This window comes from Candidatus Nitrospira neuquenensis (assembly GCF_979578155.1).
Window position 1 is genome coordinate 45,373 of the sequence record NZ_CEFZDU010000006.1, and the last position, 20,948, is coordinate 66,320.

The following is a 20,948-nucleotide window of genomic DNA, read 5'->3' on the forward strand; positions in this document are numbered from 1 at the left end:
CCGGCGGGGGCGCCTCACGCCGTGGCGGACGGTTGCGCGAGCAGGGAATCGATGACTTCCTTGAACTGGCGCTTCGGCCTGGCGCCGATGAGGGTCTCGACGGGCTGGCCGTTTTTGAAGAACAGGATGGTCGGGATGCTCAGGATCTGATAGCGCCCGGCGATCTCCGGGTTCTCGTCCGTGTTCAGCTTGAGGACGCGGACCTTGCCCTCGTACTCGCTGGCCAGTTCCTCGATGATCGGGGCCACCATCTGGCAGGGACCGCACCAGACCGCCCAGAAATCCACCAACACCAGCCCCGGCGCCTTCAACACCTGGCTCTCCCAGGAGCTGGTATCCACCTTCATCGCCTGTGCTCCCACTGGGTCTCCTCCTCCTACCCTTGACCACGACACCTGCGTCTGCGGACTGCGTGCGCGATCGTATCCTACGCGCGGAGAGACTGTCAACCGACGCGGAGGGCGGTCTCGACCCTCGCAGCCTGCCGGATCACCAGTCCCATTCCGCGGGCACCCCGAACCACCAGTCCTCCGGTCGGCCCCGGCGATGCGCCGTCTGTTGCTTCCAGAGCCGGGCGACCGCCTGCTCGTCCAGTCTCGCCGCCATGGCCGCGCTGACGTCCGCGTGCTGCCTGACGCCGTCCTGGATGACTTCCTTCGCGATGCGCGCCAGGACATCGGGAGGGTCCACCAAGTCCTCCGTCCCCCGTGAGGCGAGGCTCAGGTAGAGCTGGCCCACCTGCACCCACCGATCGTGCTTGGCCAGGTGTTCGAGATACCCCTCCAGCGCCTGGTAGGCGTAGGTCAGGTACACATAGCTCTCGACGGCGGGAAACTCCTCGACCTGTCGCTGGCAGGCCTCGATGGCGTGCCGGTAATCTCCGGCGGCCAGGAAGACCTTGGCCCGGCCCAGGTGACCGTGGGCCGGCCGCGCCGCCCCCGGCTGGCCGGCCTCGGCCGCCGTCGCCAGCAGAACCACCGCGAGCAGCAGGCTAAAGGCCCGCCGTCCGGAAGCGTCGCCGTTGATCCTTCTCATCATCCACCTCCGTGTTCCCCGTCGGGCTCGACCGCGAGCATCGGCGCCGATCGCGGGGCCTCCGGCCCGGCTCACCGCGGCCCGACGGGTTCCGATCCCGCGGCCGGCTGGACCGTCATCTTGCTCGGCCAGGGCAGGCCGCGCTCGTTGCCCAGGAGCGGACCGAGGATGGTCTTCATCACCTGCGTGCCGAAGCTCTCGGTCCCGCCCACGCCGGTCATGCTGATCATGAAGTTATACTGCACCCGGTCCGGGAACTGGATGTAGAACAAGCCGAGCGACCAGCAACGGCAGGGATTCTGGTAGATGCCGACGATGTCGGTTTCCGGTCGCTGCCCCGTCTGCATATCGTAGTAGGTGCGCGCCCCGACCGTCCAGCCCAGGGGCAGGCGGATCGCGGCGGAGGCCGTCAGGTAGTCCAGCTCGGGGGTCGGGGCGAACACTTCGGCGAAGGAGAGGGGGTTCCAGATGTCGCCGCGGCGCGGCCGGTTCCCCGACTGCGTGTGGCGCTGCCCCACTTGAACATACCACTGGTCCTCGTGCTGGTAGCGGAGGTCCGTGTTCCATTGGCTTACGGTCACGCCGTAGGGGTCGAAGAAGGCGTCGATCGAAAGCGAGACGGGGTGGGGGTTGAGGGGGGACACGACGGGGTTGCCGAAGACGGCCCGCGTCCAGACGTCCGAGAATCGCCGGCCCTGCACCGGCACGGTCTGCGGTTGAAGCTGCTGGGCGTCCGAGATGAACAGCGGGCTTCCCGGGAAGGGGAAGAACCGCGCCTGGCTCTGCAGGGCGGAGACGTGGTAGCTCTGCGCCACGGTCAGGTCCATCCAGTTGGACGTGCCGCCGCCGACCAACTGCTCGAGCAGGCGGCTTTTCAGCGAGTAGGTCACGAGGTTCTTCTTGGGCAGGTCGTCCACCGCGTCCACCTGGATGATCTGGGATTGGTCCGTCGCCGGGACGAATTCATAGAAGATGTTCGGCTCGATCGTGTGCAGGAAGCTCCCCCCGCCGTCCGCCCGATACTGCCGCGACAGCCGGGTCGTCGCCTCAAGCCCGGCCCAGAACGTCGTGCGGTGCACCGATTGGGCCGTGCTCACGCCGCGGCTGTAGTAGACCTCCCGGAACTTGAACTGCGGGGTGAGCCCGACCATGTGGCCGGCATGGAGCACGTCGGTCGCGAACCCGGGGACGAAGTCCACGCGCTCGTAGCCGAACCCCTGTTCCCGGTAGAAGTACACGGCATTCGCCTGCCCGCCCAGGACCAGCGGGCCGCCGAAGGGCGAATAGTTCGCCAGGGAGTAGCCGATCTCCGGCAGGCGTTGGAAGGTCTGGGAGCTGCCCGCGGCGAGGGGCTGCAGGTACTGTCCCAGGAAGTACAGGTTCCCCGTGGCGAGACGCTGCGATACGAAGAGATTGGACTCGGTGCTCGGCAGAGCGCGCAGGACGCCGGAGCTGCTGAGGTTGTTGTAGACCGTCCGGTCGGACAACAGGTTCGCATCCGCCTTGATCGTCAGCGTCGGCGTGACGTGCTGCACATGGGAACCGGTGATGAAGGCCCGCACCCGCTGGACCGCGTTGTCCTGGAACACGTTCATCAGCCATTGGCCCCTGGAATGCTTGTCCAGGACGTAGCGGTAGAGCAGGTCGCTTCCGTACCCCCGCGTGCTGTAGTAGTCCGGCGTGATCGTGACGTCCTGGCTCCGGTTCACGGCCCAATAAAAGCTCTCCCGCAGGTGGAGGCCGAAGGTGTCGTACCCCACGTTGGGCACGAGGAACCCGCTCTTCCTGGTCGTCTCCAGCGGGTAGGAGATGGACGGCAGCGGGAGGATCGGCCGGTCGAGCACGCAGAGCCAGACGTCGTTCCCGTAGATCTGCTCGCCGAGGTCCAGCTCCACGTCCTTGAAGCGGAAGCGCCAGGCCGGGACCTGCCCCTCGCCGGCATCGCAGTTGGTGAAGGTCCCATCCTTGACCCGGTAATGGTCCTCCGAGAACCGCTGGAACAGCCGGCCGGTCACGAGGCTGTTGGAGCCCTTGACGAAGAGCGTGCCCTCCGTCAGCACCCCCGCCTCCGTGTTGACGTCCAGATCGATCCGCTCGGCACGGATGTCGCTGGTCGCGTCCGTCAGGTGGGCGTTGCCGCTCGCCACCAGCGTGCCCGAGAGCATGAAGATGGTCACCCGGTCGGCGGTCAGACGGAGAGGACCTTGGACGATGACGACCGATCCCGTCGCCTCGTAGACGTCCGTGTTCTGAAGGTACTGCACCCGGTCGGCGGTGATCTCGATGGGGCCGGCCCCGATCTTGCCGACCTGGCTCGCCTGGGAGGCGCCCCTGGAGCCGGCGGCGGACCAGGACGGGGGGGCGGGCATCACGCCGGCGACCAGAGCGGTCGCGAGCGCCAGCGGGCAGACGAGCCGGCGGGCCGGGGCCATATCAGCCCCTGAGAGGGGACAGTGCACACCCGCGCAGGAGGGCCTTGACGTCGCCCACCAGCATCAACGAACCGGTGACGCAGATGAGATCGTCCGGGGAGGCCAGGCGCTCGGCCAGGGCCACGGCGTCGGCCGGCAGCGGAGCGACATGGGCGCGGCGGCCGAGGTCGTGGACGGTGTCCGTCAGCTCTTCCACGGTCGCCGCCCTCGCGATCTGCGGTCGGGTGACGACGAGCTCATCCACCACCGTCAGCAGGGACCGGAGGAAACCGACCCGGTCCTTGTCGCGCATCATCCCGAAGACCAGCACGACGCGCGCGCCGGGATGGGCCAGCCGATGCCGTCGCAGGTAGTCGGCGAGGGCTTCGCCCGCGGCCGGATTGTGCGCCCCGTCCAGGACCAGGCGAGGCCGCGCCCCCACCGTCTCGAGGCGCCCCTCCCAGCGAGGGGAGGCGACGCCCGCGACGACCGCCTCGGGAGGAATGCGCAACCCCCGCCCGGCGGCCGCTTCCAGCAAGGCGATCGCGCAACCGGCGTTGTCGAGCTGGTGTCGCCCGGCCAAGGGGCAGGTCAGGCCCCGCCAGGCCCAGGCCGGCCCCCGGTAGTCGAAGCCCGATTCGGTGTCCCCCTCGACCAGAAAGTCCTCGCCCAACCGCCGCCACGGCGCGCCGCGCACCGCCGCGATCCCCCCGATGACCTCCGCCGCTTCCCGGCTCAGCCGCCCGGTCACGAGGGGGGTGCCCGGCTTGACGATGCCGGCCTTCTCGAAGGCGATCGCCTCGACCGTGTCTCCCAGATGCTCCTGATGATCGAGCGACACGTTCGTGATCGCCGTGGCGAGGGGCGCCACCACGTTGGTCGCGTCGAACCGCCCGCCGAGCCCCACTTCCACGACGGCAACCTCCACCCCGGCCTCCGCGAAGACGGCGAAAGCCATCGCCGTCGTGAACTCGAAGAAGGTCGGGGCCGGATCGCCCCCCGCCTCCCGCAGCCGTCCGGTCAGCTCCGCCACGACGGACTCCCCGACCGGTTCGCCGTTGATCCGGATCCGTTCGCGGAACTCGACGAGGTGCGGGGAGGTGTACAGGCCGACGCGGTAGCCGGCGGCCTGCAGGACCGCGGCGGCGATCGCGGCCGTGGAGCCCTTGCCGTTCGTCCCGCCGATGTGCAGGGAAGGATAGCGATGCTGCGGATCGCCCAGGTTCGCCAGGAGGGCCGACACGGTGTCGAGCCCCAGCTTGATCCCATGCCGCTGGAGGCCGAAGAGGACGTCGAGCGCCTCGGGGTACGACATCGCCATAGGAGGGAGGGGCCGGGGCGGCTATAAATGGGTCAACAGCGCGCTCAGCGTATCCTTGAGTCGTTTGCGCTCCACGATCATGTCGATCATGCCGTGCTCCAGCAGGAACTCGGCGCGCTGGAACTGGTTCGGCAATTGCTGTTTGATCGTCTGCTCGATCACCCGCGGCCCCGCGAAGCCGATCAAGGCCTTCGGCTCCGCGAGGATCACGTCCCCCAGCATGGCCACGCTCGCCGTCACGCCGCCGAAGGTCGGGTCGGTCAGGACCGAGATGAAGGGGACGCCGGCCGCGTGAAGTCGCCCGACGGCCGCGGAGGTCCTGGCCATCTGCATGAGGGACAGGATGCCCTCCTGCATGCGCGCGCCGCCCGAGGAGGTCACCAGCACGAACGGCGCCCGCGACTCCAGCGCCCGCTCCGCCGCGCGGCAGATCTTCTCCCCCACGACCGAGCCCATGCTCCCGCCCATGAACCCGAAGTCGAAGACCCCCAGGACGATCGGCCGGCCGCCGACCGTCGCGGCGCCGGCCACCAGGGCGTCCTTCCGTCCCGTCTTCTCCTGCTGGGCCCGGAGGCGGTCTCGGTAGGAACGGGTGTCCACGAACTCGAGGGGGTCGCAGGGCTCGATGTCCGCGTCCCATTCCCGGAAGGAGCCGAGGTCCGCCAGCAGCGCGATCCGCTCCTGCACGGACACGGGAAAGTGGTAGTCGCATTTCGGACAGACCTTGTTGTTGCGGTCCACCTCCTTGCGATAGACGATCTCGCGGCAGTGGTTGCACTTCAACCACATGCCCTCGACGGCCTTGGCCTTCTTCGGGCTCTCCGCCGTCGCCCCCTTGTCCTTCTTAAACCACGCCATGCGTCTCCGCTCCGCGCCCGGTCAGATCACGATCTCCCGGCCTTCCTCGAGCACCGTCAGGTTGGCGATGCCCAGCCCCTTCAGCTCCCGTTCGATCCGCGCCCGGTGCCGGGGCTTGAGGTGATAGACGTAGACGGGCAGGTCCGGCCGGCCGATCTTCCGGAACTCCCGCGCGAACAGGCCGGGGGTGAGATGCTTGCTCACCCGCGCCAGCTCCGCCATGTCGTCGGGGAAACTCGTCTCGATCAGGGCCGCCTTCAGGGTGGGCTCCCGCGCCGCTACGCGCCAGATTTCCTCCGTCTCGTAGGTGTCCCCGCTGTAGAGGAAGGAGGCGCCGCCCTCCCGGACCAGGAAGCCGACGGCCGGGACGAGGTGATTGACCCTGATGGCGGTCACGCCCAGGCTTCCCACCGTGTATTCCTTCCCCTCCTCCAGCACCTCGGTCGTGAAGACCGGCCGCTCGCGGTTCGGCAGGGCCAGGAAGTCCGGGTAGACGTCCCCGTTGAAGATATGCGCCCTGAGCCCGTTCAGCACCTCCGGGATGCCCCGCAGGGTCACGGATTCCACCGCGTCGTCCACCAGATTGTCCGCCAGGGTGGGCAGGCCCCGGATGTGGTCGAAATGCAGGTGGGAGACGAGGACATGGCGGATCCGCTTCTGCTCGTCCAGACGGAGGGCCGAGCCGATGGTCCCGGCGTCCACCATGACGGTGTCATTCACCAGGAACCCGCAGGTCTGGCACTGGTGGGGCCCCCCTGCACCGTCTTGCACCTGGTCCGAGCCGTGGCATCCCAACACGCGGATTTTCACAGGGTTACTCCCAGGGAGGCGCCAGGATACCACAAGCGTCCGCAACAACCAACACAAGCGACCGATGGAAACCGCGGGGCGGCGGCCGCCAAAGGGGGCCAGTCCGTCAGGGGGAGCCAAGGCCGGTCCGGACCATCGTGACGATCCCAAGCCCGATGCTCCCCAGACACGCCAGGCTCTGGGCGACCGCGAGCACACGGGGACCGGTTCGTGCGGAGAGAACGAGCGGCAGACTGATCAGGCCCCCGACCAGCCCCATCCCCAGGATCGACCCGATGCCGAACAGGAGGATGTACGCCAGACCCTCCCACAGACTGCGCGCCAGGGAGAGCACCAGGAGCATGAGGGCCGCGGAGCCGGCGAGACCGTGAACCATGCCGACCAGGAAGGGACGGGTCGAGAGCGCCAACCAGTGCTCGTGCCGATGCTCCGCATCCAGGCGATGGCGGTGCAGGTGGGCATGGGTCGCCTCGTCGTGTCGGTGCAGATGCCAATGCCACCGCTCGCGAGCCACTCGGCGCGCCAGGGAGAGCCCGAGGACGACCAGCATGAGGCCGACGCCGAACTCAAAGGCCCGCGCCAGGCCCTCCGGGATCGTCACCCGGAGGGCCAGGACGGCCAGCCCCACGGCCAGGAGCATCGCCGTGTGGCCGACACCCCAGGAGCAACCGATCAGGCCGGACCGGCGAAGGTCGGGGCGGGCCGAAAGGATGGTGGAGACGGCGGCGAGATGGTCGGCGTCCAGGGCGTGCCGGAGCCCCAGCACAAAACCCAGGCCAAGGACAGAGAGCGGTCCCGGATCAGGCATGGTCGGCGGGCCGAGCGGAGCGGAACCGCGACGCTGAGCGATCGCGGGCCATCACCCGCCCCGCGCGTGCATCTCGAGGTGCGGATCCTGGCGCAGCCGGTCGATCTCGATCAGGCGACCCCGGGCCCCGACCTGCTCCAGCTCCTTGCGCTCCTCGGCGCCCCGGTTCGTCCGGGCTTCCCAGCCGGAACGGATGAGCGCCTTGATCGCCTCAGCCGGCATCCCCGTGCGCAGGGGCCGGCGGAGGTCCGTTCCTTCCTTCGCGTAGAGGCACAGGAACCAGAAGCCGTCCGCGGTCAGCCGGCTGCGGTCGCAGGTGGCGCAGAAAGGCACGGTGGTGGACGCGATGATGCCGAACGTGGCGCCGTCCCGGAAGCGGTACCGCTGCGCGGGCGCCGCGCCGTCCTCGGCGATCGGCTCGATCGGGCCGTAGCGGCGGCCCAGGGCCTCCAGGATCGCGTCACGCGAGAGCACCTGGTCCATGGACCAGTCGGTCGCCCCGCCGACGTCCATGTACTCGATGAACCGGACCTCCGCCTCGACGCGGCGGCCGTACTCGATCAGGTCCGCCAGCTCGTCGTCGTTGTAGCCGCGGATCGCCACCGTGTCCAGCTTGAGGGCCGTGAACCCCGCACGCCGCACCGCCGCGATGCCCGCGAACACCCGCTCCAGCCCGTCCCGCCGGGTCAGCGCCCGGAACCGCTCGGGCCGGAGCGTGTCCAGGCTCACCGTCACGCGGTCGAGGCCGGCCTCCCGGAGGGCGGGCGCCATCTCATCGAGCAGGATGCCGTTGGTCGTGAGGGCCAGGTCCTTGATCCCGCGGTTGCCGCGGAGCATGCCGATCAGGCTGGGCAGGTCGCGGCGCAGCAGCGGCTCGCCGCCCGTCAGACGGACCTTGTCCACGCCGAGGTCCGTAAAGAGCGCGGTGAGCGCGCAGATCTCCTCGAAGGTCAGGAGGGTCTCGCGGGGCAGCCAGGCATAATCCTCCTCTGGCATGCAGTACTTGCACCGGAGGTTGCACCGGTCGGTCACCGAGAGGCGCAGGCTGCGCAGCGGGCGGCCGAAGCGGTCGCCGACGGTCGGCGGGCCCTTCGCCGAAGCGGCGCTCACGGGTGCTCCTCCACCCAGACCTCGCCCTCCGGCGTCTGCTCCCGCTTCCAGATGGGGGTGATCTGCTTCAGCTCGTCGATGCACCACCGACAGGCCCGGAAGGCGTCCGCCCGATGCTCGGCGCCGACGATGATGAGCACGATGTTCTCGCCGATGCCGATCTCTCCGTAGCGGTGCAGGATCAGCACTTCCAGGACGTCGAAATCCTTGAGGGCCCGCTCGCGGATTTCCCGGAGCTTCTTCTGGGCCATCCCCTCGTAGTGCTCGAAGGTGATCGAGCTGACGTCGTGGCCCTTGGACCGGTCCCGCGCCGTGCCCAGGAACATGGCGACCCCGCCGATCCTCGTGGAGCGGCGGCGCACCCGATCGAGCTCCTCGTCGAGGGAGAAGTTCTCCCGCTGGACGCGGACCAGCAGATCCTCGCCGGCGGACCCGCCGCCCGGCGTCATGGCCGCGCCGCCGGCGAAGGGCGGGAGCAGCGCCACCTCGTCGCCGTCCTTGATCTCCGTGTCCTCATGCGCGATTTCCTGGTTGACCGACACCAGGACCTTCTTTTTGTGGACGAGCTCGCCGATCTGCGGATACCGGGCGGCGAGCCGTCCGATGAGATCCTTCACGCACCGGCCCTCGTCGAGCGACAGGGTCAGCTCCGACCGATTCTCGGCCAGGCTCTTGACCAGACCGAACAGCTTGACCGCGACCATGGCTCCCCGTCACATCCGTCCGATCCGGCGCGCCGTGCCCGCCCCGGGTTTCCGCTAACTCGCCGCCCGGCGATAGACGCCCGATTTCCCGCCCGACTTCTCCAGCAGGTAGACGTCGCTGATCCCGATCCCCTTGTCCACGGCCTTACACATGTCGTAGATCGTCAGGGCCGCGACGGTCACGGCCGTCATCGCCTCCATCTCGACCCCCGTCTGTCCCGTGGTCTTCACGGTGGCCGTGACGGTGATGGCGCAGCGCCCCCCCTCGTCCGGTTGCGGATGTTCCTGGAAGGCCACGTCCACGCTCGTCAGGAGCATGGGGTGACACATGGGGATGAGGTCGGGGGTGCGCTTGGCGCCCATCACGGCCGCCACCTGCGCGACCGCGAGCACGTCCCCCTTGACGATCTTCCCCTGCTGGATGCGCCGCAGCGTGTCGGGCAGCAAGAGGACGCGGGCCTGCGCCGTCGCGACCCGCTCCGTCGCGGGCTTGGCCGACACGTCCACCATCCTCGCGCGCCCCGACTCGTTGAAATGCGTAAAGTCGTCCATTTCAGGCGAGAAATCAAGATGTTGCATGCACCGGCCGATGCAGGGCCCAGCGGCTAAAGGATTATAGGAGTCGTCGGAAAATGAAGTCAAGCGGGATTCCTGCGCGCGCCGGGCGCCTCCGCCCTCGTCTTGACACCCTTCGAAGCAATCAACGACAATGCCCGCATGTCTGATCAGATTGTGATCGAACGCCTTGAATTTCAGGCTCATTGCGGCACCACCGACGCCGAGCGGGACGTCCCCCAGCCCCTGGCGGTGGACGTGGAGTTGTTCGGCGATCTAACCGGCGCGGCCGCCACGGACGACCTGGCCCGGACGCTCGATTACGAACGGGTCGCCCGGCGCATCACCGAGACGGCGGCCGGCCGGCGGGTTCGCCTTCTTGAGACCCTGGGGGAGGACCTGGTCCGTCTCCTGTTCAGCGAGTTTCCCGCTTCCCGTATCCGCCTCTGGATCAGGAAGATCGTGCCGCCGGTCGCGGGGGTCCGGGGGTCGGTCGGGGTGCGGCTCGACCGCAGCCGGCCGACCCAGGAGGCCGTTCCCCTCCCCGCCCGGTTTCTCCTGGAACAGGAGCACCGGCTGCCCAAGGGCGACGCCCTCGACCTGGCCTGCGGCTCTGGGCGCCACGCCCTCTACCTCGCCGCCCGCGGACACACGGTGGAGGCCCTCGACCGGGACGGAGAGGCCCTGGCGATGCTCCAGGCGACCGCCAAGGATCGGAACCTCTCCTCCCTCACCGTGCGCCGAGTGGACCTGGAGGCGGACCCTGCCCATCCGCCGGACCTCGGCTTCGAGCGGTACGACACGATCCTCGTCTTCTTCTACTTGCAGCGGCCGCTCCTGCCCTCCATCATCAGAGCGCTCCGGCCGGGCGGCGTTCTTCTGTACGAAACCTTCCTGATCGACAACCATCTCCGGCACGGCCATCCCCGTCGTCGCGAGTTCTGTCTCGCGCACAACGAACTGCCGGCGCTCGCCTCCGGGCTCCGCCTCCTGCACTACGATGAGGGCCTGCACGACTCGGGTGCCGGCACCGCCTTCACGGCCCGCCTCGTCGCCCAAAAGCCGCCCGGCGGGGAGGCGCGGCATGGGCCGGCTTGACCTGCACCTGCACACCACCTGTTCCGACGGCAGCGTCGCACCGGCCCGCGTGCTGGCGATGGCCAAGACCGCGGGGGTGGTCGCGCTCGCCATCACCGACCACGACATCGTGCAGGGGATTCCCGAGGCGCTCGCCGCCGGCGCCGAACTGGGCATCGAGGTCATCCCCGGCATCGAGCTCAGCTCCCTGCACGGCCAGATCGAGGTGCACATCCTCGGCTATGGCCTGGACTGGCAGGACTCCACGCTCGCGGGCCGGCTCGCGAGGCTCCGGGCCGGCCGGCACGAGCGCAACCCGGTCATCATCGAGCGGCTGCGCGCCCTCGGCCTGGCCGTGACCTACGAGGAGGTCCTCGCCCTCGCCGGAACCGAGGCCGTCGGGCGGCCCCACATCGCCAGGCTCCTGATGCAGAAGGGGTACGTGACCTCGGCCAAGGAGGCCTTCGACCGCTACCTCGCCGAGGGGGCCGCTGCCTACGTGCCGCGGAGCCTCCCGACGCCGGCCGAGGCGATCGGCTGGCTCCGCGACGCCGGCGGCGTGCCGGTGCTGGCGCATCCGGTCTGGCTGAAGCAATCGGGCGAGAGCCTGTTCAGGACCTGCGCCATGCTCAAGGAGGCGGGGCTCATGGGGGTGGAGGTCCACTACAGCACGCACAAGCCGCAGCAGACGGCCGAGTACCTGGACGTCGCCAAGCGTCTCGACCTGTTGGTCACGGGCGGGAGCGACTTCCACGGCGTGACCAAGCCGGACATCGCCGTCGGCGTCGGCCGCGGCGGCCTGGAAGTCCCCACGGCGCTCCTGGCGCCCCTCAAGGAGGCGGCCGCACGCCTGCGGTGAGCACATCCGGCCGCTCCTGGACGGCCCCTTGAAGAGCAGAGACCCATGCCACGGAGCATCCCACTGATCATGCTCGGCGGATGGCTGGTCGCGGAGCCCCTGTGGGCCGGCGGGGTGACGGTCCTGCCGAAGGCAGACGGCTCGGTCGGGGTGATCAGGGACCTCGGCGGCGGGACCCAGGCTTACGCGGACTCGCAGGGCAACGTGGGAGGGATCGCGGCGAGGGGGACGGGCCCGCGGCCCTTCGAGTTTTCTTCGCCGCAGGGCGGCGGCCAGTCGGGAATCCTGGTCCCCTTCGGGAGCGGCGCACACGGCTCGGCGAGGGGCCTCCCCCTGATCCGCTCGCCGCAGCCGACGCCGGACCGTGAGGAGCAGGATGCCGTTTCCCGGGAGGAAGAGTCGCGGGAGTCGTTCCGGAGTCGGTAGGGAGGCCCGCGGTCAGTTCTCCGGCGCCTCGACGATGTGGTTCTCGAAGCGCGTGCAGCCCTCGGCCAGCAGCCGGTTGGTCAGCATTTCCCCCGGCCACTCGATCGGCAGGTCCGCCGTGAACACCCAGACATCCGGCGAGGTCCACACGGGCCCATGGTCCTCGGGCAGCTCGGGATCGAACAGGTCCGTCCAGACCGGCATGTAGACCCCGTTCCCGCACTGGGTGTGCAGGTGGACGATCGTGCGGCTCCGGACCGAGGGGTCCAGCTCCCGCCAGACCGCGATCGTCTCGTCCGCCAGCCGGTGGAGCCGGACGGCGTTCTGCGCGTCGAACATGGCGTAGGCCGCGAACACGGGCGCCTCGATCATCTGCGGCGCGGCGGCCAGCTCCGGGCATTGGGCGATCAGGCCGTCGAGCAGCGCCTGGCGGTCCTTCTCGTCCAACCCCTCCGGCAGCCCCGGCTCCGGCGAGCCGAGCACCTCGAAGATCAGGAAGGCGGTGGCTTCGACGGGGCTGTGCAGCCGCGCCGCCATCGGCTGGCGGCGCTGCGAATCGGCCAGAGCCGTGATCTGCTCGTGGAGGTCGTGCAGCGTCAGGCGTTCCAGCGTCGCGTCGGTCAGCAGCCTGGGCTCGACCATGACCACCGTACCGGGCGGAAGGCCCAAGTGCCGGTGCAGAAGGTCGGCCGTCGCCAGGGGGTCGATCTTCAGGCGAAGCGGCTGGGGCAGGTTCGCCTGCAGGGGCAGCTCCAACGCCCCCATGATCGCATAGGAGGGCTTTTCATCGGTCGGCCCGTCCATGACGACGGAGCAGGCGGCCTCCGCCAGCAGGTCGAAAAGCCACTCGGCCATCTCCTCATCGAGCGCCGCCAGGACGGTGAGGAGGTCCTGTTCGCGATCCTGCTCCAGAAAGGCCTGGAGCGTATCCACCGCCGCGTCCGCGTCCCCATGGTCATGCCGCCGGGCGTTGATGAGGTGGATGAGGTCGCGCGTCAGGGGATCGGGCCGATACCAACTCGACATACGGGCCTCCACCGTGGCGTCAGGCGGATTGCTGATCCATGTTGCCAGAGTTGCGCGTCCCTGGCAAGCCCTCAGACGGCCGCGTCCGCCCGACGGCGCCTCACTCGCCGATGATCTTGATCAGCACGCGCTTGCGCCGGCGCCCGTCGAACTCCGCGTAGAAGACCTGCTCCCAGGGACCGAAGTCCAGCCGCCCCCCGGTGACGGCGAGGACGACCTCCCGTCCCATGAGCTGACGCTTGATGTGCGCGTCCCCGTTGTCCTCGCCCGTCTCGTTGTGGCGATAGACCGCCTGCTGCGGCGCCAGCCGCTCGAGGAACTCGTCGTAGTCCTTCAACAGGCCGGGCTCGTCGTCGTTGACGTAGACGCTCGCCGTGATGTGCATCGCGTTGACGAGGACGAGCCCCTCCGTGATGCCGCTCTTCCTCAACGCGGCCTCGACCTGGGGGGTGATGTTCACATAGGCGCGGCGCGTCTTGGTCTCGAACCAGAGTTCTTCCCGGTAGGATTTCATCGGCGAGCGCGCGGATGATCGCGCGCATTCTGCCCCAGCGGTCCCCCAAGATGCAAGGGTGCACTCCGCCCTGGTGCAGGCGCGTGCGAATCGGCATATAATGGGAGCCCTGATTCGCAGCCGGAGGCACCCCATGCCCCAGCGGTCCCGACCCCCGGTCCGCCTCTCCGCCAACGCCCTGACGGTGCTGCGTCGCCGCTACCTCCTGAAGGACGAGGGCGGCCGGCCGATCGAGACCCCGGCGCGGATGTTCCGCCGCGTCGCCGCTAACCTGGCGGAGGCCGAGCGCCTCTACCCCGGCGGCGACCGCCGCGCCCCGCGCGTGGCGGAGGCCTTCCACCGGATCATGAGCCGCCTGGAGTTCCTGCCGAACTCCCCGACCCTCATGAACGCGGGCCGGGACCTGCAGCAGCTCGCCGCCTGCTTCGTGCTGCCGGTGGAGGACTCGCTGGAGTCCATCTTCGACGCGGTCAAGCACCAGGCGCTCATCCACCAGTCGGGCGGGGGGACCGGCTTCTCCTTCAGCCGCCTCCGCCCCAAACACGACCGCGTCGCGACGACGAGCGGCATCGCCTCCGGCCCGGTCTCCTTCATGCGCGTCTTCAACATGGCCACGGAGGTCATCAAACAGGGCGGCACCAGGCGGGGCGCCAACATGGGGATCCTGCGGGTGGACCACCCGGACATCCTGGAATTCATCGGCGCCAAGCAGGATCGCCGGGAGCTGACGAACTTCAACCTGTCGGTGGGCGTGACCGACGCCTTCATGCACGCCCTCTCGCGGAACCGCGACTTCGCCCTCGTGAACCCCCGGACCGGCAAGAGCGTCGCCCGCCGCGCGGCCGCCGAGGTGTTCGACCGCCTCGTGACGGCCGCCTGGGAATCGGGCGAGCCGGGCGTCGTCTTCCTGGACACGATCAACGCCGCCAACCCCACGCCCCACATCGGCCGGATCGAGGCGACCAACCCCTGCGGCGAGCAGCCGCTGCTGCCCTACGAGTCCTGCACGCTCGGCTCGATCAACCTGGCCCGGTTCCTGGCCGGGTCCGCGTCCCGGCCCCGCGTGGACTACGAGCGCCTGGCCGAGGTGATCCCCATCGCGGTGCGGCTCCTGGACAACGTCATCGACATGAACCGCTACCCCCTCCCCGAGATCGAGGCCATGACGAAGGGCAACCGGAAGATCGGCCTCGGCGTGATGGGCTTCGCGGACCTGCTCATCGCGCTCGGCGTCCCCTACGACGACGAGGAGGCCCTCGCCCTGGGCGGACAGGTCATGCGGTTCGTCTGGGAGCGCGCCCGAGCCGCCTCCGCCGAGCTGGCGAAGGAGCGGGGCGTCTTCCCGAACTTCAAGGGCAGCCGGCTGGAGTCGGAGGGGGTCCGGCTGCGCAACGCGACCGTGACGACGGTCGCGCCGACCGGCACGCTCAGCATCATCGCGGACTGCTCGCCGGGCATCGAGCCGCTCTACGGAGTGAGCTTCGTGCGGACCGTCATGGAGGACGTGCGGCTCCATTCCCTCCATCCGCTCTTCGTCCGGAAGGCGAGGGCCGCGGGCATCTACTCCTCGCGCCTCATCAGGGCCGTCTCGGCCAACGAGTCCATCCAGCGCCTGGAGGAGGTGCCGCTGCGGCTCCGACGGCTGTTCGTCACCGCCCACGACGTCCCCCCCGCCCACCATGTCCGGATGCAGGCCGCCTTCCAGCGGTACAGCGACAGCGGCGTCTCGAAGACCATCAACCTCCCCCCGACCGCCACGACGAAGGACGTCGCCAACGCGATCCTCCTGGCCTACCGCTCCGGCTGCAAGGGGCTCACGGTCTTCCGCAGCGGCAGCCGGGAGAAGCAGGTGCTCTCGTGCGCCAACCTGCAGTACTGTTGACGGCATGATCCGCCCGCCCGCCGTGGCCGGCCAGTTCTACAGCGCTTCCACGGAGCAGCTCGACCGGGACGTCTCCCGCTACCTGGACCTGTCGGTGACGGCCGGACCGGCGATCGCCTGCGTCTGCCCGCACGCGGGGCTCATGTATTCGGGCCACGTCGCGGGCGCGGTCTTCGCCGAACTCGCGGTGCCCGGGCGGGTGATCCTCCTCGGCCCGAACCACTGGGGCGAGGGACCGCCCATCTCGCTGTTCGCCGACGGCGCTTGGGAGATTCCCGGAGCGACGATCCCCGTGGACCGGACCCTGGCCGCCGCCCTCCTCGCGCGCTGTCTGGCCGTCGCGGCCGACCCGCAGGCCCATCGGTTCGAGCACTGTCTCGAAGTGCAGCTCCCGTTCCTCCGCCGGCGACGTCCCGACGTCCGGATCGTGCCGGTCCTCCTGGCCACGGCGGACCGGACCACCTGCCGGAACCTCGGCCTCGCCCTGGCCGCCGTCGTCCGTGAGGCCGGCGCCGAGCCCCCACTCCTGCTGGCCAGTTCCGACCTCAACCACTACGAACCCGACGAGCCGACGAGGGCGAAGGACCGCCTGGCCATCGAGGCGATCCTCGCGCTGGACCCGGACCGCCTCGCCGACGTCTGCCGCGCCCACGAGGTCTCCATGTGCGGGCTGGCCCCCACGATGACAGTCCTGCACGCCGCCCGCGCGCTCGGCGCGGGCGGGGCTCGGCTCGTCCGCTACGCCACGTCCGCGGACGCGGGCGGGGACCGCCGCCGAGTGGTCGGGTACGCCGGCATCCTCATCGCCTGACCGTCCGCGCACCACCCCCACGGTTTGACAGGGCCGCCTGACAGTGGTATGAACACGGGCCATCGCCTGTCGGCATACGTACAGGAAAGGAGGACCGATCCATGCTCGGACAGTCCGGCCATGCCACGACCGCAGGCCCGCCCCACGGATGGAGCCTGTCGTTCGCCCGGGAACCGGAACCGGACCTGGAGCTCGACGACGCGCCGGAGGGGGAGGGCGGATCGCATGCCTCCGGCTCGCAGAAGCCGCCGGGCCGCAGGCCGGCGACCCTGGTCCTCCTGCTCCTGCTGGTCGCCGTCGGCGCCTACATCGCCATGGACCCCGGGCTCCTGCTGAACCTCCTCGGCATGGGCGAGGAGGAGACGGCGGAAGCCCCCGCGCCGCCGCCCGCCCCGACGGCCAAGGCGCCGGCTCCTCCGCTTTCTGTGGCCCCCGCGGCGCCGGGATCGCCCGCGCCGGCCGGCCAAGCTCCTCCGCCGACCGTTCAGCCTCCGCGGACGGCCGCCTCGCCTCCCCCGCCCACGCCTCTCTACCGCGAGGGCCAGCGCGTCACGGTGGTCGCCGACCCCGTGAAGCCGGGGCCGGTCGCCCTTCAGGCGGACGCCGCCGGCACCAAGCCGGGACCGACCGTCGCGCCGGGATCGGCGCTGACGGTCGTGGACGGCGAGCTGCGCGGCAGCGCCTGGATCTACGCCGTCAAGACCATGGACGGCGCGGTCGGCTGGGTTCCCGAGGCCAAGCTCAAGGCCAAGTCCTGACCGGGTGCCGGGCCGCTCCGGAGGATCGCCGACGTGGCGGAACGTCGCGGGGCTCGTGCTATAATGCGGCCCTTCCGGAGCCCACGTGATGCTGCGCGCCATCATCTTCGACTTCGACGGCGTCGTCGCGGACAGCGAGCCGACCCACTGCGCCGTCTTCCAGCGCGTGCTCAAGGAAGACGCCGGGGTGGACCTCACCGTCGAGGACTACTACGCCCATTACCTCGGCTATGACGACAAGGGCTGCTTCGCGGCGGTGCTGGCCGACCGAGGCCGGCCCGCGCCCCAGGCCCTGATCGACCATCTCGTCCGCCGGAAAGCCGACATCTTCCTCGACGAGTTGAGAACGCATCTGGTGATCTTCCCCGGCGTGCGCGAGTTCGTGCGGGAGGCGGAGCCCCGGTACCGCCTCGCGGTCGCTTCCGGCGCGCTCCGGCACGAGATCGAGTTCGTGCTCGAGGAGGCCGGCATCCGGAAGGCCTTCGAGCACATCACCAGCGCCGAGGACGTGCGGCGGGGCAAGCCGGACCCGGAGGGGTTCCTCCACGCCCTGACGGCCTTGAACCGCCTCGGCCGATCAGGCGAGGGGCCGCTGGCGCCGGCCGATTGCCTCGTCGTCGAGGACTCGCTCCCCGGCATCAGGGCCGCCCACGCGGCGGGCATGAAGGTGCTGGCCGTCTCAAACACGCACCCCGTCGAGGACCTGCGGGAAGCCGACGAGGTCGCGGCCTCCCTCGCGGGGCTCCGGCCGCAGGATGTCGCCGCGCGGCTGTGGCGTACCGCCTGACCCGACACCATCACCGGCCATGAAGATCTGCTCGCTCTTGCCCGGCGCGACGGAGGTGGTCGCGGCGCTCGGCGCCACGGGAGACCTCGTGGGCATCACCCACGAATGCGACTACCCGCCGGAGGTCAGGACCAAGCCGGTCCTCGTGCGCCCGACCATCGACGCGGACCGCCGCTTAAGCCACGAGATCGACCGCGAGGTCAAGGCGGCGGCCGCCGCCGCCGCGGAGCTCTACGCGCTCGACCTTCCCCTGTTCGCGCGGCTCCAGCCCGACCTCATCATCACGCAGGACCTCTGCCACGTCTGCGCCATCACCCCGACCCAGCTCCAGCGGGCCGTCGCGACGCTCCCCGCTCCTCCCCGCATTCTGTCCCTGAACCCCGTCGGACTCGACGACGTGATCGCGGACGTCGAGCGGATCGGCGAGGCGATCGGCCGGACGGACGAGGCCCGCGCCTACGCCGGGCGGCTGCGCGCCCGAGTGGCCGCCGTGCGCGAGCGAGCGGCCCGGGCCGCTCGGCGGCCGCGGGTGGCCTGTCTCGAATGGCTCGATCCCCTGTACGTCGGCGGCCACTGGGTCCCCGAGATGGTTGCAATCGCTGGCGGCTTGGACGCCCTGGCCGCCCCCGGCGCGCCCTCCCGGCGGGTCGAGTGGGAGGAGGTGTTGGCCGCGGCACCCGACGTCCTCGTCCTGATGCCCTGCAGCTTTACCATCGAGCGGACTCTCCGCGAAGTCGACCGGGTCACGAGCCGCCCCGGCTGGGCGAGTCTCCCCGCGGTCAAAGCCGACCGGGTCTTCGTCGTCGACTCGTCCGGCTATTTCAGCCGTCCGAGCCCCAGGCTCGTGGACGGCGTCGCGGTGTTGGCGGCCCTCCTCCACCCAGACCTGTTCGGCCCCCTGCCCGCCTGCGCCACGCGGCTGGGGCCCGGTCCCGCCCGATGATGCCGCAGGCCGCGATGGACCCCTCGGACGCCCAGGCCTACTGCACCGCCGTCACGAAGCGGAGCGGCAGCAACTTCTACTATTCCTTCCTGTTCCTCCCCAAGGAGCGCCGGGAGGCGATGTACACGGTCTACGCCTTCTGCCGCGAGGTGGACGGCGCGGTGGACGACCCCCCGCCCGGGAGTCGCCCGGAGGAGCAGATCGCGCGCTGGCGGGCCGAGCTGCATGCCGCCTACCATGGAGAGCCGACTTCCCCCGTGGCGATCAGCCTCGCCGGCCACGCGCGGCGGCTCGGCATCCCGCAGGACTATTTCGAGGACCTGCTGCGCGGCGTCGAGATGGACCTGACGACTTCCCGCTACGCCACCTTCGAAGACCTGTCGCTCTACTGCTACCGCGTCGCGTCGGTCGTGGGCCTGATCTGCCTGAAGGTCTTCGGCACCGAGTCGCCCCTCGCTCGGGACTACGCCGAGAGCCTCGGCATGGCTTTTCAGCTCACCAACATCCTGCGCGACCTCGGGTCGGATGCGGATCGCGGGCGGATCTACCTGCCCGGGGAAGATCTGTCGCGCTTCGGCTATCGGGAGGAGGAGCTGCTCGGCAGGACCTACTCGCCCGCCTTTACGGAGCTGATGCGGTTCGAGTGCGACCGCGCCCGGGGTTACTACGAGCGCGCCAGCGCCGTCGCGGCGCGGCTGCCGCCGGCCGACCGCCGCGCGCTGACGGCGGCGGAGATCATGCGGGGCGTCTACGCCCGCATCCTCCGACGCATCGAGGAATCCGGCTACCGCGTGTTCGACTCCCGCATCGGACTGGCCCGGCCGCACCGGCTCGCCATCGCGGCCGGCGTCTGGCTGCGCTCGCGCATGCCCCTTGCCTTCTCCGGATAGATGGCCGGCCGTGTGCTCGTCATCGGGGGCGGCCCGGCCGGGCTGACCGCCGCCTGGCGGTTGAGCGCGCGCGGCCACGCGGTGACGGTGCTCGAACGCCGCGCCGCGCTCGGCGGGCGCCTGGCGGGCGCGAGGCCGCTCGCGCTCGGCCGCCAGGAAGCCACCCAGTCCCTCCTCCGCTCGCTGGGCACGGACCGTCTGCTGGTCCCCGTGCCCCGCTCCCCGGTCGAGTTCCTCCTCCCCGACGGAGGGTGCGTCCGGTTCCGCCGCCCGCCGCTTCCCGCGCCCTTCCACCTCTTCGCCGGCCTGGCGATCTTTCGCGGGCTCCCGGCCGGCGACCGCTGGCGCCTGCTGACGCTCCTGGAGCAGGCCTGGGAAGGACACGCGGCCTGGCCGGCGGACCTGGAGAGCCGGACCGCGGAAGAGTGGCTGGTCGCGGCCGGCCAGTCCGAGGCGGCGCGCCTGGCGGTCTGGGGCCCGCTGGCCCGTTTCCTGGCGGGGGGCGGGTTGCCCGCCGTCTCGGCCTCGGCCCTGCTCACGCCGCTGGCCCGCTGGCTCGCATCATCCCGACGGCATGCGAGCACGACCGTCCCCCTCTGCGACGGGGAGGACCTGCTCATTCGTCCGCTCCAGGACCGGTTGCACCGGCAAGGAACGACGATCCTCACCGGCGCGGCCGCGGTGTCCATCGACTGCGCCGGGGACCGGGCCGAGGCGGTGCGGCTGGCCGATGGAAAACGCCTCGCGGCCGACTGGGTCGTGGCCGCGATCCCGCCCCACGACCTGCGCCCCCTGCTGCCGGAGCGCGTCACGGCCCGCTACGCCTACTTCCAGCAGCTCGGCCTGTTGGCCGCCCGGCCGGCGCTCGCCGTCGAGCTCGACCTCGACGCCCCGCTCGCGGTCCCGAGGCTGGTGTTGCTCGCCGGACAGCCCTTCGACTGGCTGGCCGGAGCCGGCACCCGCCTCTCACTCGTCGCCGCCGGCCGGCCGGAGACGCTCGACCGGTCGGACGGCGTGCTCGGGGAGCAGGCTCACGCCACGGTCCGAGCCGCCTACCCGGGACAGCCCCTCCCCCGCCGCTCGGTCCGCCGCATCCTCCGGGCACCCCGCGCCGGGCTGCTGCCGGCGCCGGGCAGCACCGGACACAGACCGCTGCCGCAGAGCCCGATCCCGAACCTGCTCGTGGCCGGAGACTGGATCGACACGGGAGAACCCGCGTCGCTGGAGAGCGCGATCCGAAGCGGGGAGCGTTGCGCCGAAGTGATCGGCGAGCGGCCGGTATGATCCGATCGCCCTCCCCGCCGCCCTTGCCCGTTGACAGGCGTTGGAGGCCGGCCTAAGATGCCGCTCCATCGGGCCCCCT

The 20,948-nt window shown here is 70.3% G+C and carries 22 protein-coding genes; 10 read left to right on the forward strand and 12 right to left on the reverse strand.

The window, feature by feature from the left end:
- Positions 1-14: 14 nt before the first annotated feature.
- The 10 genes from trxA to moaC form a co-directional block, all read right to left on the reverse strand.
- Positions 15-347, reverse strand: coding sequence for a thioredoxin (gene trxA, locus AC1U7O_RS03235; protein ID WP_479893189.1), 333 nt, complete (start codon positions 345-347; stop codon positions 15-17).
- 142 nt (positions 348-489) lie between these two features.
- Entirely contained in the window at positions 490-1,035 is a 546-nt protein-coding gene (locus tag AC1U7O_RS03240; protein WP_479893137.1) for a hypothetical protein, read from the reverse strand.
- Between the two features lie 71 nt (positions 1,036-1,106).
- Positions 1,107-3,467: an LPS-assembly protein LptD gene (locus tag AC1U7O_RS03245; RefSeq protein ID WP_479893138.1), complete on the reverse strand. Its 2,361-nt coding sequence runs from the start codon at positions 3,465-3,467 to the stop codon at positions 1,107-1,109.
- A 1-nt stretch (position 3,468) separates the two neighbouring features.
- The gene (locus tag AC1U7O_RS03250; RefSeq protein ID WP_479893139.1) at positions 3,469-4,761 is read right to left on the reverse strand and encodes a bifunctional folylpolyglutamate synthase/dihydrofolate synthase; all 1,293 of its coding nucleotides are present in this window, start codon (positions 4,759-4,761) and stop codon (positions 3,469-3,471) included.
- Positions 4,762-4,788: 27 nt separating this feature from the next.
- Entirely contained in the window at positions 4,789-5,625 is an 837-nt protein-coding gene (gene accD / locus AC1U7O_RS03255) for an acetyl-CoA carboxylase, carboxyltransferase subunit beta (RefSeq protein WP_479893140.1), read from the reverse strand.
- A 21-nt stretch (positions 5,626-5,646) separates the two neighbouring features.
- The gene (locus AC1U7O_RS03260) at positions 5,647-6,435 is read right to left on the reverse strand and encodes an MBL fold metallo-hydrolase (RefSeq protein WP_479893141.1); all 789 of its coding nucleotides are present in this window, start codon (positions 6,433-6,435) and stop codon (positions 5,647-5,649) included.
- A gap of 106 nt (positions 6,436-6,541) precedes the next feature.
- Positions 6,542-7,243, reverse strand: a complete 702-nt coding sequence (locus AC1U7O_RS03265; protein WP_479893142.1) for a HoxN/HupN/NixA family nickel/cobalt transporter — start codon at positions 7,241-7,243, stop codon at positions 6,542-6,544.
- A 51-nt stretch (positions 7,244-7,294) separates the two neighbouring features.
- The gene (moaA, locus tag AC1U7O_RS03270; protein WP_479893143.1) at positions 7,295-8,353 is read right to left on the reverse strand and encodes a GTP 3',8-cyclase MoaA; all 1,059 of its coding nucleotides are present in this window, start codon (positions 8,351-8,353) and stop codon (positions 7,295-7,297) included.
- A complete protein-coding gene (locus tag AC1U7O_RS03275; protein WP_479893144.1) occupies positions 8,350-9,057 on the reverse strand; it encodes a molybdenum cofactor biosynthesis protein in 708 nt (235 codons plus the stop codon). Before AC1U7O_RS03275 ends, moaA begins: the two co-directional genes overlap by 4 nt.
- Before the next feature lie 54 nt (positions 9,058-9,111).
- The gene (moaC, locus tag AC1U7O_RS03280) at positions 9,112-9,609 is read right to left on the reverse strand and encodes a cyclic pyranopterin monophosphate synthase MoaC (RefSeq protein ID WP_479893145.1); all 498 of its coding nucleotides are present in this window, start codon (positions 9,607-9,609) and stop codon (positions 9,112-9,114) included.
- Between the two features lie 165 nt (positions 9,610-9,774).
- On the opposite strand from moaC, the gene folB reads away from it, so the two are divergent.
- From folB to AC1U7O_RS03295, 3 genes are read left to right on the forward strand one after another with little or no spacing between them, the layout of a single operon-like run.
- A complete protein-coding gene (gene folB / locus AC1U7O_RS03285) occupies positions 9,775-10,710 on the forward strand; it encodes a dihydroneopterin aldolase (protein WP_479893146.1) in 936 nt (311 codons plus the stop codon).
- Positions 10,697-11,548: a PHP domain-containing protein gene (locus AC1U7O_RS03290; RefSeq protein ID WP_479893147.1), complete on the forward strand. Its 852-nt coding sequence runs from the start codon at positions 10,697-10,699 to the stop codon at positions 11,546-11,548. Before folB ends, AC1U7O_RS03290 begins: the two co-directional genes overlap by 14 nt.
- A gap of 45 nt (positions 11,549-11,593) precedes the next feature.
- Positions 11,594-11,974: a hypothetical protein gene (locus AC1U7O_RS03295; RefSeq protein WP_479893148.1), complete on the forward strand. Its 381-nt coding sequence runs from the start codon at positions 11,594-11,596 to the stop codon at positions 11,972-11,974.
- 12 nt (positions 11,975-11,986) lie between these two features.
- Here the strand turns inward: AC1U7O_RS03295 and AC1U7O_RS03300 are convergent, their stop codons facing one another.
- Positions 11,987-13,000: a hypothetical protein gene (locus AC1U7O_RS03300; protein ID WP_479893149.1), complete on the reverse strand. Its 1,014-nt coding sequence runs from the start codon at positions 12,998-13,000 to the stop codon at positions 11,987-11,989.
- 100 nt (positions 13,001-13,100) lie between these two features.
- Positions 13,101-13,514 (reverse strand): secondary thiamine-phosphate synthase enzyme YjbQ, encoded by a 414-nt coding sequence (locus tag AC1U7O_RS03305; RefSeq protein WP_479893150.1) that lies wholly within the window; start codon positions 13,512-13,514, stop codon positions 13,101-13,103.
- A 133-nt stretch (positions 13,515-13,647) separates the two neighbouring features.
- Here AC1U7O_RS03305 and AC1U7O_RS03310 point away from each other — a divergent pair, with 133 nt between their 5' ends.
- The 7 genes from AC1U7O_RS03310 (at position 13,648) to AC1U7O_RS03340 (ending at position 20,869) form a co-directional block, all read left to right on the forward strand.
- Complete coding sequence (locus AC1U7O_RS03310; protein ID WP_479893151.1) at positions 13,648-15,396, forward strand: adenosylcobalamin-dependent ribonucleoside-diphosphate reductase; 1,749 nt, start codon at positions 13,648-13,650, stop codon at positions 15,394-15,396.
- Between the two features lie 4 nt (positions 15,397-15,400).
- Positions 15,401-16,207, forward strand: a complete 807-nt coding sequence (gene amrB / locus AC1U7O_RS03315) for an AmmeMemoRadiSam system protein B (protein ID WP_479893152.1) — start codon at positions 15,401-15,403, stop codon at positions 16,205-16,207.
- A gap of 101 nt (positions 16,208-16,308) precedes the next feature.
- The gene (locus AC1U7O_RS03320; RefSeq protein ID WP_479893153.1) at positions 16,309-16,965 is read left to right on the forward strand and encodes a hypothetical protein; all 657 of its coding nucleotides are present in this window, start codon (positions 16,309-16,311) and stop codon (positions 16,963-16,965) included.
- A gap of 88 nt (positions 16,966-17,053) precedes the next feature.
- Positions 17,054-17,752 carry an HAD family hydrolase gene (locus AC1U7O_RS03325; RefSeq protein ID WP_479893154.1) on the forward strand — a complete coding sequence of 233 codons (699 nt, stop codon included), beginning with the start codon at positions 17,054-17,056 and terminating at the stop codon, positions 17,750-17,752.
- Between the two features lie 19 nt (positions 17,753-17,771).
- Positions 17,772-18,695: an ABC transporter substrate-binding protein gene (locus AC1U7O_RS03330; RefSeq protein ID WP_479893155.1), complete on the forward strand. Its 924-nt coding sequence runs from the start codon at positions 17,772-17,774 to the stop codon at positions 18,693-18,695.
- Between the two features lie 14 nt (positions 18,696-18,709).
- Positions 18,710-19,585, forward strand: a complete 876-nt coding sequence (hpnD, locus tag AC1U7O_RS03335; protein ID WP_479893156.1) for a presqualene diphosphate synthase HpnD — start codon at positions 18,710-18,712, stop codon at positions 19,583-19,585.
- Positions 19,586-20,869, forward strand: a complete 1,284-nt coding sequence (locus tag AC1U7O_RS03340; RefSeq protein WP_479893157.1) for a hydroxysqualene dehydroxylase — start codon at positions 19,586-19,588, stop codon at positions 20,867-20,869.
- The last annotated feature ends 79 nt before the right edge of the window (positions 20,870-20,948 follow it).